The following is a 12,646-nucleotide window of genomic DNA, read 5'->3' as shown; positions in this document are numbered from 1 at the left end:
AGTTCTCGCGCCCGGTCAGGCACCGTGCTTTCCGGGCGCGGCGCTGCCGGAGTACTCGCCGAGATCGGAGACCAGCTTGGTCAGCTCGGCGTCGTTGTCGTAGCGGCGCTGGTGCAGTTCGGCGATCTTCGCGGCCATCTCCGGGTCCGCGTCGTCGGTGATGTCGAACGACGCGAACTTGTCGACCAGCGGGAGCCCGACCCGGTCGGTGTTCCGATGCGCCGGATGGATGAGGTACTCCCAGTAGCCATCGAGATCCTCGATCACGAAGACGGCGCCCCACTCGTATTCGCCGCCGAAATCGCGGCCGACGACGAAGGAATTCACCGACGGGATGACCCGGCCCTGATCACGGAGACTTTCCAGAGCTTCCTCGATCTGTTCCGGGGAGGCCTCGGGCCGGAGGGTGAAACGGTTGCCGTGGTAGATCATCGTGCTTCCTTTCGGTGGTTTCGGTTCGAGAGAAGAGCGGCGATCGCCGCGCCCGCTCCCATGGCGACGCCGGTCCAGGTGAAGGCGTCGGCGATGCCGATGGTCTGGACGAGTGGCTGGACGACGAGCGGGGACAGGAACTGCCCGAGGAAGATCCCGGTGACCAGGCCGCTGAGCACCCGGCCGCGTTGCGCGGGATGGGCGAACTCGGCCAGGCGCAGGTTGAGGTTCGGGACGACGAAGCCGACGCCGAAGCCGCCGACGAGCAGCCCGGCCACGACCTGGGCGACCGCGCCCGCCGTACCGACCAGCAGCCAGCCCGACCCGAGCAGCGCGACGCTGAGCGTGGTGATCGCGGCGGGGCTCAGTCGCTCGCGCAGCCGGGGAAAGGACAGCGCACCGGCGACGCTGGTCAGCGTGCTTCCCGCGACCACGGCGCCGATGACGGCGGGGCCGCTGCCGAAGCCCTCCAGCAGGAACGGCAATTGCGTCGGCGCCATGTAGAAGACCAGCGTCGCGATCAGCGCCAGGACGTACACGCCGATGATGCGTCCTGGCAGCCGAGTTCGCTGGACCTCGGTCGCCGTGGAGCTGTTCCGGTGCGGTTCACGCAGAGAGACGATCGCGAAGACGGCCACGATCGCCGACGCCGAGTAGATCCAGAACGGCGCCTGCCAGTCCACCGTGGCCAGCAGCCCGGCCAGCGGCAGGAAGACGACGCCGCCCAGACTCGCGAACGCCTGCTGGAGCCCGAGGAACGAGGCGCGGTCGGGGCCGGAGAACCAGTCGGTGATCAGGGTGCTGACCGCGGTCATGATCCCGCCGACGGCGAGCCCGAGCCCGGCCCGGGTGACCAGCAGCAGATAGAGGTCGCTCACGAAGAACCCCGCCGTGCCGGCGACCGCGTAGAGCACGAGGCCGGACAGGAGCAGCGGACGACGCCCGACGCGGTCGGCGACGATCCCGGACAGCGGCGCGCTGATCGCGATCGCGAGGGAGGTCACGGTCAGCGCCAGCCGCACGAGAAGGCCGGCGCCGGGCGTACCGGAGAAGACTTCCCGCATCGCGGGCAGGCTGGGTGCGATGATCGCCGCGGCCATGATGGTCAGCGTCGCGGCGGCCAGCACGGTGCCGCGGGCCGGTCGCGTCGGCGTCAGGGCGTCTGCTCGGTTCGTCACGCCACCAACCTTGCAGCGGCACCCCCCGCTTCGCGTCGGCGAAAATCGCCTATGTTCGCGGTATGCCGACGCCGCTGGTGGGCCGGACCACCGAGATCAGCGCCCTTGACGAGGTGATCGCCGCCGCCAGGAAGGGCGACGGAGGCGCGCTGGTGCTCCGCGGCGACCCGGGAATCGGCAAAAGCGCGCTGCTGGACCATGGGCGGCGGAGCGCGTCGGACTTCTGGGTGATCGAGGCGTCCGGGGCGGAGTTCGAGACCGAACTCCCGTTCGCCGCGCTGCACCAGCTGTGCGTGCCGGTGCTCGGGCATCTCGGCGAACTGTCCGTCCGGCACCGCGAGGCCATCGAGGTCGCCTTCGGCCTCGCGGCCGGAACGCCGGACCTGTTCCGGATCGGTCTCGCGGCCCTGGACCTGCTGTCGTCCGCGACGAGGAGAAGCCCGGTGTTGTGCGTGATCGACGACGCCCACTGGCTGGACGACGCTTCGTCGAAGGCGCTGACCTTTCTCGCCCGGCGGATCACCGCCGAGCCGATCGCGATGATCTTCGCGACCCGAGGCGGCGGGCCCGACGGGCTGCCGGGGCTGACGGTCGAAGGACTGCGGGACACCGACGCGCGGACGTTGCTGGCCGACGGCGTTTCCACCCTCGACCCGCGGGTGCGCGACCGCGTCATCGCCGAGGCGCGCGGCAACCCGCTGGCGCTGCTCGAACTGCCCAAGTCGGGTGGGTTCGCGCTGCCGGACACGTCTTCGCTGCCGAACCGGATCGAGCGCGGCTTCGCAGCCAGGACGGCCGGGCTGCCCGCCGACACCCGGCTGCTGATCACCCTCGCGAGCGCCGACCCGACCGGTGACCCCGGCCTGCTGTGGCCCGCCGCCCGGGAACTGGGTGACGGCGTGGCGGCGAGCGCAACCTTGGCGGAGGCGTCCGGGCTGGTCGACTTCTCGACCCGGGTGCGGTTCTGTCATCCCCTCGCGCGCTCGGCCGTCTACCTCGCCGCCTCGGCCGAGGACCGCAGGCGCGCCCATCGAGCACTGGCGAGCGTGACCGATCCCGCCGTCGATCCGGACCGGCGGGTGTGGCACCTCGCGCAGGCTGCCACCGGTCCGGACGACGACCTCGCCGCGGCACTGGCCCGTTCCGCCTCCCGTGCCCAAGCACGCGGTGGTGTCGCGGCGGCCGCCGCGTTCCTGGAACGGGCGGCGGCGCTGTCGCTGGACGCCGGCCTGCGCACCGGGCACACCCTTGGCGCGGTCGGCGCGAAACTCGACGCCGGAGCCGCCGACGCGGCGGCCGAGTTGCTCACCACCGTGGAGACCGGCACGCACGACGAACTCACCCTGGCGAAGGTCGACCTGCTGCGCGGGCGGATCGCGTTCGCCCGGCACACCGACGGCAACGGGGCGGACTTCATGCTCCGCGCGGCGCGGCGCCTCGCCGATCTGGATCCGGAGTGGTCCCGCGAGTGTTTCCTCGACGCGCTGGAAGTGAGCCTCGTCGTCGGACGGGCGAGCGGAGTGCTGGACATCGTGGTGGACGAGGCCCGTTCGGCGCCGCCCGCGTCGTCCCCGCCCGACATCCTCGACGCGCTGATCCTGCTGGCCACCGAAGGACACGAGACGGCCGTCCCGGTGCTGCGGCGGATTCTCGCTGACCGTCCGATGTGGACACGGCGACCCGCGCTCGCCACGATGATCGCGGCCGAACTCTGGGACGTCGAAACCCACGCGGGGATCGTCGACAGGCTGATGGAGGCCGGACGGGAAACCGGGTCGCCGCACACCCTCCGGCTCGGCCTCGCCCAAGTGGCGGTCGCCGCCGCGCTCACCGGTGACCTCGGCAAGGCGATGTCCGCCATCGCCGAAGAGGAGGCCATCGCGGACGCGCTCGGCGTCCCGGCGCTGCGGTATCCGCGACTGCACCTGACCGCGATGCGCGGTCGCCGCGGGGAAGGCCTCGCCTTGTTCGACTCCGCGGCCGCACAGGGCACCGGTCAGCTAATCGCCAACGTCCACTGGGCGTCGGCGGTCCTGTACAACGGCCTCGCCGAGTATCCGGCCGCGCTGGCGGCCGCGCGGCAGGCGACCGAGCCCGGCGACCTGTTCCTCGCCGGAGTCGCCTTGCCAGAACTGATCGAGGCCGCGATCCGCTGCGGCGAACACGATTCGGCGTCGGCGGCACTGGAATCCTTGACCGCACGCACCGCTCCCAGCGGTACTCCGTGGGCGCTCGGCGTCACCGCGTACGCGCGAGCGCTGGTCACCGGCGCCGAAGCCGACTACCGGGAAGCCGTCGAACGCCTCGCCGCCGGCTCGACGACGCCGTATCGCGCCAGGGCTCACCTGCTCTACGGGGAATGGCTGCGCCGCGAGGGCAGACGACGGGACGCCCGCGAACACCTCCGCACGGCGCACGAACTGCTGTCCGGGATGGGTATGGAGGCCTTCGCCCGGCGTGCCGCCGCCGAACTGCGAGCCACCGGCGAGGTGGCCCGCGGCCGTTCCGTCACCGGCCACGACGAACTCACCCTGCAGGAAGTGCACATCGCCCGGCTGGTCGCCACCGGCGCGACGTCGAAAGAGGTGGCCGCACGTCTCTTCCTCAGCCCGCGCACGGTGGACGCCCATCTGCGCAACATCTTCCGCAAGCTCGGCATCACCTCACGTCGCCGGCTGCGGGACCTGCCGGATCCGGAGATCATCGGCAACGGGCGGTCGTGATCACGGTCCCTGGTAGAAATGTCCGATGCGGGATTTCTTCAAGGGTTTCCGGATGTTCGGGCAAGGCCTGGGCATCCTGCTGCGGTCACCGAGACTGCTGCTGCTCGGGGCGCTGCCCGCGGTGCTGACCACGCTGCTGCTGCTCGGCGGAGTCGTCGCGCTGGCGTTCTGGATCGACGATCTTTCGCTGGTGCTCACGCCCTTCGCGGATGATTGGTCGTCGGGATGGCGGACGACGATCCGGGTGGCGGTCGGCGTCGCGGTGTTCGGGGCGGTGCTGGCCGTCTGCATGATCGGGTTCACCGCGATCACCCTCGCCGTGGGCGGGCCGTTCTACGAGCACATCGCGGAGAAGGTCGAAGACGACTTCGGCGGGGTTCCCGGCGCGGTGGAGTTGTCGTGGTCGCGGTTGCTGGTGATGGGCCTGAAGGACGGGCTGTCGCTGGTGCTGCGCTCGCTGATGTTCACGATCCCGCTCTTGATCGCGGGCTTCATCCCCGTGGTGGGGCAGACCGTCGTGCCGGTCCTGCTGGCACTGGTCACGGCGTGGTTCCTGGCGCTGGAAATGATCGCCGTGCCGTTCTACCGGCGCGGGATGGGCTTGAAGGAGCGGCGTTCGCTGCTGCGCAAGCGCCGGGCGCTCGCCCTCGGGCTGGGGCTTCCCGTGTCGCTGCTGTCCCTGATCCCCTTCGCCGTGCTCATCGTGATGCCGGTGGGCTTCGTCGGTGGTGTGCTCGTCGCCCGCGAAGTCCTCACGGGCGATGCGGTCGATCGGACACTGCCGGTGGCCTGAGGCGATCTCCCCGGTTGATCGGCTGTGCAGGGTTCGTGTCCCGGTGTGTATCCGGCACTGGTCTTGGCGCGCCGGAACGGCGAGGATGTCCGCGTCGGTGACGAGAGGGAGCGCGCGACATGGTCAAGGTGCACGGCAAGGCGGAGGCCGAGCGGATTCGCGAAGAGCTGCGTGAGCAGCGGCGGCCGTCCGGGCCCGTCGGCAAGGCCGGTGAGGTCGAGAAGCCGACGGGGGAGGGAGCCGCGGCCATCGTCGCCGACGGCACGGACCGCATCGAACTGGACCACGCGGAGATCGCGGACGCGCTGAAGGCGCTGGACGAGCGCCAACGGGTGCTGGAGGCGCACCTGGCGGACGCCCGCGAGCTGGGGACCCCGCTGGCCGACGGCAAAGGTCCCGTGTCCGTGCCGATGCGCCGCTCGTTCGCCCGCCGGGGCGGGGCGGAGGAAGGCGGCGTGCAGGTCGCGCTCGAGTCCTATCTGGCCGAGCTCGCCGCGTTCCGTGCCGCGATCGGCCTGGTCGCCGAGCGGCACGTCCGCACCGACGAAGCGAACGCGTCCGCCGTCGACGCCGTGGCGAGGGGGACCGATGAGCGGTGAGTACTACACCGACAAGCATCCGCTGAGCGCCCGGGCGCGGGCCAAGCGGCGGAAGGTGGTCCGCCGCCGCGAGGCCAACCTGAAGGAAGGCGCGCTCGGGAAGATCAACTGGGACTGTTACGAGCACCGCCAGTTGTGGGACATGATCAAATCCGCCGAGCCGCCGAAACTGGGGGAGCAGGCGCATCGCTGGGGCGAGCTGGCCAAGGGTGTCGACACGGCGACCGCCGAGGTCCGCACGATCGTGCAGAAGCTGCTGCTGTCCTGGCACGGCCCGTCTTCGGCGCAGGCCGCCGAGTCCGCGCACCGTCTCACCACCTGGGCCAGCGAAGCCGCGCAGACCTCCCGGCACGTCGGCGACGGTCTCGACGCGTACACCTCGGCGATCACCGAGGCGCGCCGGAAGATGCCGGAGCCTGTGCACTACAACGCCGAGCGCTGGTTCCGGGAGGGCTACGCGGTGAAGGCGCTCGACGGGCCCAACGGCGCGTACATGATGGACGACCTCCTCGACGACAAGCTCCCGACCAAACGGGAGGCGGACCGGGCCAAGGCCGAAGCCGTCCGGGTGATGGACCAGTACGAAGAGGCCAGCCAAGGCGTCCGGCACCGGTTGCCGCCGATGTTCGAAGCCCCGCCGAAAGCGGCCGAAATCCAGGCGCCACAGCCACCCGTCGCTCAGCCTGTGGTACCCGTGCCGCCCCGGCCAACGCCTGTTCCGCCGCGACCGGTCCCGGTTCCGTCGCCGGACACGTCGTCCCCGCCGGACGTCGTGAACCCCGAGGACAGCGCCACCTACGCCGCCTCGGCCGGAGTCGTGGATCTCCCGGCCGGGGGTACGACCGGGGTGGGCGGACCCGGCTCCTCCCTGCCACCCGGCTCCTCCCTGCCAGGTGGCGCGATCTCCGTCGAGGACGCCGCCAGGGCCGGCCGGGGCACCGGCGCGGGTTTCGTGGGTGGTCTCGGTGGCGCCGCCGCTCCGGCCGCGGGGGGATTCGGCCAAGGCGCCCGAGGCGGTGCCGGGGGAGCGGGTTTCGGCCTGTACCCGCCGATGACCGGCGCCCAGCGGGAAGAGGAGAAGGAACACCGCGACCGTTACGGCAGTGGATACGACCTCCTCGACGATCTTCCGCCCGCCTATCCGCCGGTGTTCGGCGAATGAGCGGCTACCGCGCCGAGCCGGAACGGCTGCGGGCGCTCGCGCGGCAGTTCGAGGGCGTCGCGGCGGACCTGGGCGACGCCGCACGGCTGACCGACGGAGTCGCTGCGGGTGATCTGGGGCCGCCAGGGATCGCGACCGCGCTCGACGGGCTGATCCGTCCTTGGTCGGATTCCCTCGCCGCGGCGCACGCCGAGATCGCCGGTGCCGCGGCCGGGATCCTCACCGGGGCGAAGTCCTATGAGAACACCGACGACGACGCCGTCTGGACACTGCGCCGTGCGGGCGGGGGCTCCTGATGCCCGAGTTCAGAGGTCTCGGTTTCGACCCGGTCCCAGGGGACGCGGACGCCGTCGCGGCCGCCGCCCGCCGATGTTCGGACGCGGCCGCGAAACTCGACGCGGCGACCGCCATCCGGATCGAAATGCCGAGCGAATGGGAGGGTGACGCCGCCGGCACCGTCGCCGCCCGCGCCGCCGCGGCGAGGACGGCACTCGAACCCGCGCCGGCCGTCCTGCGTGCCACGGCGGAGATCCTCACCGCCTGGGCGGGCACTGTCGTGGCCGGAGTACGGCGAGCCGAGCAGCTCGACCGGCGGGCCGTGACGCTGCGGCGGGCACTCACCGAGGCGACGGACACCGTCGAGATCGCCGAAACGGCCGTCCAGTTCGCCGCCGGCGCGGCCGCGGCACAAGCCGATCTCACGGCGGCGAAAGCGCGCCACGAGGAGGTGCGGCGCGAACTCGACCGTGTCCTGGAGCAAGCCCATGCGCTCGAAGCGGGCCACCGGGCCGAAGCGTCGCGGGTCGAAGACCGGCTGAGGGCGCTCGGCGAGCCCGGCACGGCACTGGGCGAGGCACCCGACGGCACCGCGCTCTTCGCCGAAGTCACCAGCGGCATGGAACTGTTCTCCTCGCTGGGCAAGGAACTCGCGGCTTCGCTGGCCCGCGCCCCCGGTCCGGCCGTCACGCCGCCTTCCGGCGCGGTCGGCGCTTTCGCGGCGGCCGTTTCCCTGGGTGGCCGGTGAAACTCACCGCGGTCCCGGGAATCACCCCGGTCTCCCTGGCGTCGGTCGAACGCACGACGGCCGAACTGCACGCCCTGCTCATCCGGCTCCGCGGCCCGGACGCCGAACGCGACCTCGGGCTTGAGGCCGCGGCCATCCAAGCCGCCGAACGCGCCCACGAGCACCGCGCGGGCCTGCTGGCGGTCGCCGAGCATCGTGACGCCGACCCGGCGTTGCTGCTCGCCGGGTCGATCCCGGTCGAGCGGTCGCTGAGCGTCGAGGCCGCGGCGGAGCTGAGCTGGTTCGCGGCCGACACCACGTCGGGGATCCGCGAGGTCAGCACGGCGACGACGGCGCTCGGCTATCCGGTGGTGATCGTCGAGCGGATCGCCGTGGACGGGCCGGGCGCACAGCTGCAGGCCGTCGTGCTCGACCAGGAACGCCCACGCGTCGCGGTGTTCACCCTGCACTCGCCCGGCGGCCGCGGCTGGCTGGACGTCGCCGCGCTCGCGGGCACGCTCGTCGCGGGGGTGGACCTCAGTGAGCCAGCGCGCGTTCCCTGAACTCGCGGGGCGTTTCCCCGACGGCCTTCCGGAACGTGCGGGAGAAATGAGCCGCGCTGGCGAAGCCGCAGTCCTTGGCGATCTCGGCGATCCCGCGCGCGGCCTTCGCCGGATCCGCCAGCAGGGTCTTCGCCCGCTCGACCCGCAGCCCCTTGATCCGTTCGGAGATGCCCTGCCCGTCGTCGAACAGCTGGTAGAGCCGACGCCGCGAGATGTACAGCGCCTCGGCCACCCGATCCGCGCTCAGCGAGGGATCGGCGAGCTGACCGCGCATGTACCGGATGGCCTCGCGTCGGCGGGTCGCGAGCGCGTCGGCGCGGTCGAGTTCGGCCCGCAGCACGCTGCGCAGCACCAGTTCCGCGAGTCCGCGCAGGTGGTGCGCGAGGCCGTGTGGATCGAGCGACGGGCCGACCGCGAGGACGTGGGCGATCGCGCTGGAGAACAACGCCCGCAGCGGCGCGTCGACGTCGACGGGGCGGAACATCAGCGGACGCAATTCGGTGAAGGACAACGAGAGCTCCGCCGACGGCAGGGTCAGCATGACGACGCCGCGCCTGCCGGGTGCCTCGCCGTCGTGCCCGCCGACCGGCAGAACGTGCAGGACACAGCCCGCGAACCCGAGCTTCGCGCCCTCCTCGGCGATTGCGCGCGGGACGGTGCAGCGCAGCAGGAGCTGGATGCCGTCCGGGCCGGTCTTCCGGTCGCCGAGGATGGCCGCGCGCGCGGCCGCGGCGCCGGAGGCACGGACGATCAGCTGTCCGGTCGCGACTTCGGGTTCGGTCATGGGCACCGTTCGCGGATTCGTCGGGATTTCGCGTTCATCTTCACCGTTCGATCGGTATCGTGCCCGCCGGGGTGGCGGCAGCAGGGGAGGGAAGGCCATGGCGCGGCGTTCGGCGAGTTCGGCGGGCATCGTCCTGTCACATCTGGAATTCGACCTGCTGTGGGCGGATCTCGGAAACGGTGAGCTGCCTTATCCGCTCGAAGTGACCTCGCACGGCGAGACCAGGGGTGAACGGGACGAACTGGGCGAACAAGTCTTCGCCGGGCTGGCCGAGGCGGGGTTCACCAACGGTGAGGACGTCGACCCGGCGTTCGAGGACCTGTTCGTCCTTTTGGGCTCACCCGCGCTGTCGGTGGACGCGATCGTGCTCGGCGAACAACCGTGGCGGATGCTCGCGGCCGTCCGGGGCGCCCATGGCGTGCTGGCGGTGCTCGACGAAAAGGACCTGGTCCTCGAACCGTTGCGCGCGAAGGACCTGATCGTCACCGTCGGCCGGATGCTCGGCGATGGCGTGCCAGGGCCGGGGGAGCAGATCCGCCTGCCGCGAGCCGCTTTCTCGGCGGCCATGGACGGCTTCGCGAGAGCGGGTTACGACGGTTTCGAGCGCGCACTGGCCGAAGCCGGGATCACCGGCCGGAGTGTGCGGCCGTTGGCGACGATGGCGACTTCGGCGCGGTACGGGGCCGGGCAGCTCGCGGTGAACGGCGACCGCGGCCGGAGCCCGGTGCTGAGCTGGTTCGACACCGAGGCCGGTCGCTACGCCGTCACCCACGAAAACGTCGGCGGGGAACCGTGGGTGATGGTCACCCCGGCCGACGCGGACTGGCTCGCCGGGCGCCTGACGTCGATGATCGAAGACAGCTCATGAACGCCAGGCAGGCAGAGCGAAATCGTCGGAGAGACCGTCCACAACGGACTCTCCGGCGTCGAGCGCCATGACGGTGGCCGTCGCGGCGAGCCGGAGCACCAGTGCGGACAGGTCGCTCGCGCGCGAGGCGAGCGCGAGCCGGTCGAACCGCAGCCCGACTGGTTTCCCGTACAGGTCGACCGTCACGGTGACACCGTCGCTACTGGCCTCGCCGGTGACAGCGGCCAGTTGCCCGCGATAGTCGGTGTCCGGGGTTTCGGCGTCTTCGAGCAGCTGCTCGACACTGCGTTCGTCGATCACTGCACCCTCCAGGTTTCCGGAGTCGTCTCTTCGACCGCTTCGGCCAGTTCCGCGCTCGTGCCGAGTCCCAGGGAGTCCGCGTCGTCCAGTTCGAGTCGTCGGCTCGCCTGAGCGGTCGCCCGCTCGACGAGACCGAGGATCCGCCTCGAGAGTTCCTCAGGGCCGAGCCGCAGCGCGCCCTCCTCGATCCGCAGATCCCGCAGCGCCCCGCCCGGTTCGACCTCGAGCGTGATCACGCGGTCCCGCGCGCTTCCGGTGATCACGGGCGCACCCCGCCGTAGAACGTGGCACTGGACAACGTGTGCGTGTTGCGGCGCACGGAATCACCCGAATTGCCCTCGATCATCGTCACCTTGTCGCCTTCCACCTTCTCCACGATGCCGATGTGGGTGCTCGTCGACGGGCTCTGCGGCCCGGTCCCGAACAACAACACGTCACCCGGTTTGGCCTGCTTCAACGAGTTCTTTCCGTACGCCTTGTCGTGCTGCTGTCCCCAGCGGTAGACGTCGCCGGTGAAGGGCAGGATCGGGATGTTCACCCCGGCCTTGCGCCACATCGCGGTGGTGAACGAGGCGCACCACGGTGCCGTCGGGCCGTACGGATTCCGATTGCTGCCAGGCGGGTTCTCCCGCGTGCCGAGCTCCTTGCGTGCCGCGGAAACGACCTTCTGCCCGCGGGTGGACGCTTTGGCGGGCTGGGTGCGGCCGGGTTTCCCGTGGCCGGACGAGTGGTCCGCGACCGCACGGTCGGCGACACCGTCGTGCCGGAGTTCCTTGCGCAGTGCCCGCAGCCGTTTCGCGGCGTCGCCGAGTTCGCCGTTCACTTTCCGCAGCGTCGCGGCGGACTGTCTCGTGTAGCGCGGCGCCAGATCGGCGGCCGCGGCGATCGCGGTGACCATCGCGGCCCGCGAGCCCACTCCGGCGGCGTCGTCGAGGAGCTTCTTGGCCTTGCCGATGTACTCGTCGGCGAGCCGCTGGACAGCGGTGTGCCCACCATCCACAGCGGACATGACGCGGGCGACGACCCGTTCGGCGTCGGTGCTCGCCTCGGCGGTGGTGCGGATGTCCTTACGCAACCGCATGGTGGTGCGCTCGAATTCCTCCGACGCCTTGCCGTCCCAATGGCTCAGGACGACGTCGGTCTCCTTCTTGTGCAGGTCGTGCTGGTCGTGCAGGGTCTTCGAGACCTGATGCAGGGCGAACTGGACGCGGGCGGCGTCCTCGGCCTTGCCCGCGAGCTTGTTGCGGTGTGCCAGGATGTCCGCGGCGAAATGCCGGGCGGTGGCGAGGGTGTCCATCGAAGTCTCCAACGCTGTCAGGCGGGCCGGTCCAGGCGCGCGGCGGCCGAGGAATCACGGTCGTGGTAGGCTTTCCCGGCCTTGGCGGCGGCGTCCGCGAGCCGGTCGGCGGAAGTGCCGACCGCCTTGACCTGGCCCTGCAGGGCGGCGCCGAAGTCGCCGAGCGCGTCGGCGAACCCGGACTCCTTGCCGATCTTGCCGAAGCTGTCGTCGGCGATCGACCGGACGTCCTTGACCTGGTCGGCCGAAGCCGAGGTGAGCGTGTCGCCGACTCGCCGGGTGCGCCGCACGAAACCGTCGAGGGTCTGCCTGTCGACCCCGATCCGCCCCAGCCCGGCGCCGGTCGGACGTCCGCCGGAATGCTTCCGCACGGCCTCGGCCGCCTTGCGCGCGGCGGGCAGATGACGCCGGTAGGCACCGTTCGTGTAAGTCGACCACGGCGTCCATGATCTGCCGTCGCCGGAGATCTTGTTGGCGGCCTTGGCGTTGGTGGTGGCGTCGAACAGTTCGGCGTTCGAGTCCAGGCCGAACTGCCTGCGCCGTTCCGGCCCCATGCCGCCCAGCATGTTGATCTGCCAGAGCCCGTAGGAGTCGTCGGGCGGGGTAGCGTTGTGGGCGCGGGTGTTCCCGCCGGACTCGGCGAGCGCGACCGCCACCGCCGTGGTCAGCCCGTCACCCCGGAAACCGGCGTCGTGGGCGTGCCGGGCGATCTGCTCCGGGGTCAGCTTGGTCATGAGACGAGCTTGACCGTTCGTACCCGCCTGGGGAACCGGCGTTGCACGCGTGGACACGTGCGTTGCACAGTCGGTCAGCTACCGGCCGGTGCCGTGAAGGCCTCCTTCTCTATGCTCAAGGTCAGGGTTCCGGCGAGGTCGAGATGTGGTCAAGCGGGGCGTGTGTGGCGATTCAGGTTCTGGCGGACCTGTATTTGCCCGCCCACTGAA

The 12,646-nt window shown here is 71.1% G+C and carries 15 protein-coding genes; 8 read left to right on the top strand and 7 right to left on the bottom strand.

Annotated features, from left to right (window positions below):
• Positions 1 to 15 precede the first annotated feature (15 nt).
• Together ACM6LR_RS11930 and ACM6LR_RS11925 are read right to left on the bottom strand one after the other, a co-directional pair.
• On the bottom strand, positions 16 to 432 hold the full coding sequence (locus tag ACM6LR_RS11930) for a Dabb family protein (RefSeq protein ID WP_414938624.1): 417 nt from the start codon (positions 430 to 432) through the stop codon (positions 16 to 18).
• Complete coding sequence (locus tag ACM6LR_RS11925; protein ID WP_414938625.1) at positions 429 to 1,610, bottom strand: MFS transporter; 1,182 nt, start codon at positions 1,608 to 1,610, stop codon at positions 429 to 431. The genes ACM6LR_RS11930 and ACM6LR_RS11925 overlap by 4 nt, the downstream gene beginning before the upstream one ends.
• A gap of 62 nt (positions 1,611 to 1,672) precedes the next feature.
• On the opposite strand from ACM6LR_RS11925, the gene ACM6LR_RS11920 reads away from it, so the two are divergent.
• The 7 genes from ACM6LR_RS11920 to ACM6LR_RS11890 all read left to right on the top strand — a co-directional run bounded on the left by ACM6LR_RS11920 (position 1,673) and on the right by ACM6LR_RS11890 (position 8,453).
• Entirely contained in the window at positions 1,673 to 4,333 is a 2,661-nt protein-coding gene (locus tag ACM6LR_RS11920) for an AAA family ATPase (protein ID WP_414938626.1), read from the top strand.
• Positions 4,334 to 4,358: 25 nt separating this feature from the next.
• Complete coding sequence (locus ACM6LR_RS11915; RefSeq protein WP_414938627.1) at positions 4,359 to 5,126, top strand: EI24 domain-containing protein; 768 nt, start codon at positions 4,359 to 4,361, stop codon at positions 5,124 to 5,126.
• A gap of 119 nt (positions 5,127 to 5,245) precedes the next feature.
• Positions 5,246 to 5,725: a hypothetical protein gene (locus tag ACM6LR_RS11910; RefSeq protein ID WP_414938628.1), complete on the top strand. Its 480-nt coding sequence runs from the start codon at positions 5,246 to 5,248 to the stop codon at positions 5,723 to 5,725.
• Positions 5,715 to 6,887 carry a PPE domain-containing protein gene (locus ACM6LR_RS11905; protein WP_414943744.1) on the top strand — a complete coding sequence of 391 codons (1,173 nt, stop codon included), beginning with the start codon at positions 5,715 to 5,717 and terminating at the stop codon, positions 6,885 to 6,887. Before ACM6LR_RS11910 ends, ACM6LR_RS11905 begins: the two co-directional genes overlap by 11 nt.
• Positions 6,884 to 7,183: a hypothetical protein gene (locus tag ACM6LR_RS11900; RefSeq protein ID WP_414938630.1), complete on the top strand. Its 300-nt coding sequence runs from the start codon at positions 6,884 to 6,886 to the stop codon at positions 7,181 to 7,183. The genes ACM6LR_RS11905 and ACM6LR_RS11900 overlap by 4 nt, the downstream gene beginning before the upstream one ends.
• Positions 7,183 to 7,911, top strand: coding sequence for a hypothetical protein (locus ACM6LR_RS11895; RefSeq protein ID WP_414938631.1), 729 nt, complete (start codon positions 7,183 to 7,185; stop codon positions 7,909 to 7,911). The genes ACM6LR_RS11900 and ACM6LR_RS11895 overlap by 1 nt, the downstream gene beginning before the upstream one ends.
• Positions 7,908 to 8,453 (top strand): hypothetical protein, encoded by a 546-nt coding sequence (locus ACM6LR_RS11890; protein ID WP_414938632.1) that lies wholly within the window; start codon positions 7,908 to 7,910, stop codon positions 8,451 to 8,453. The genes ACM6LR_RS11895 and ACM6LR_RS11890 overlap by 4 nt, the downstream gene beginning before the upstream one ends.
• Here ACM6LR_RS11890 and ACM6LR_RS11885 read toward each other — a convergent pair.
• Complete coding sequence (locus ACM6LR_RS11885) at positions 8,428 to 9,237, bottom strand: helix-turn-helix transcriptional regulator (RefSeq protein ID WP_414938633.1); 810 nt, start codon at positions 9,235 to 9,237, stop codon at positions 8,428 to 8,430. The genes ACM6LR_RS11890 and ACM6LR_RS11885 overlap by 26 nt on opposite strands.
• 97 nt (positions 9,238 to 9,334) lie before the next feature.
• On the opposite strand from ACM6LR_RS11885, the gene ACM6LR_RS11880 reads away from it, so the two are divergent.
• Positions 9,335 to 10,105: an ESX secretion-associated protein EspG gene (locus ACM6LR_RS11880; protein ID WP_414938634.1), complete on the top strand. Its 771-nt coding sequence runs from the start codon at positions 9,335 to 9,337 to the stop codon at positions 10,103 to 10,105.
• On the opposite strand, the gene ACM6LR_RS11875 is transcribed toward ACM6LR_RS11880, so the two are convergent.
• From ACM6LR_RS11875 to ACM6LR_RS11860, 4 genes are read right to left on the bottom strand one after another with little or no spacing between them, the layout of a single operon-like run.
• Entirely contained in the window at positions 10,100 to 10,405 is a 306-nt protein-coding gene (locus ACM6LR_RS11875; protein ID WP_414938636.1) for a hypothetical protein, read from the bottom strand. The genes ACM6LR_RS11880 and ACM6LR_RS11875 overlap by 6 nt on opposite strands.
• Entirely contained in the window at positions 10,402 to 10,668 is a 267-nt protein-coding gene (locus ACM6LR_RS11870; protein ID WP_414938637.1) for a YbaB/EbfC family DNA-binding protein, read from the bottom strand. Before ACM6LR_RS11870 ends, ACM6LR_RS11875 begins: the two co-directional genes overlap by 4 nt.
• Positions 10,665 to 11,702, bottom strand: coding sequence for a CHAP domain-containing protein (locus ACM6LR_RS11865; RefSeq protein ID WP_414938638.1), 1,038 nt, complete (start codon positions 11,700 to 11,702; stop codon positions 10,665 to 10,667). The genes ACM6LR_RS11870 and ACM6LR_RS11865 overlap by 4 nt, the downstream gene beginning before the upstream one ends.
• A 17-nt stretch (positions 11,703 to 11,719) precedes the next feature.
• Positions 11,720 to 12,436: a transglycosylase SLT domain-containing protein gene (locus ACM6LR_RS11860; RefSeq protein WP_414943743.1), complete on the bottom strand. Its 717-nt coding sequence runs from the start codon at positions 12,434 to 12,436 to the stop codon at positions 11,720 to 11,722.
• Positions 12,437 to 12,646 lie beyond the last annotated feature (210 nt).

Origin of the sequence: Amycolatopsis sp. cmx-11-32 (genome assembly GCF_047608695.1) — a bacterium.
Taxonomy (GTDB): domain Bacteria; phylum Actinomycetota; class Actinomycetes; order Mycobacteriales; family Pseudonocardiaceae; genus Amycolatopsis.
The sequence above is the reverse complement of the archived record's forward strand: the minus strand, read 5'-3'. Positions and strand labels throughout refer to the sequence as shown.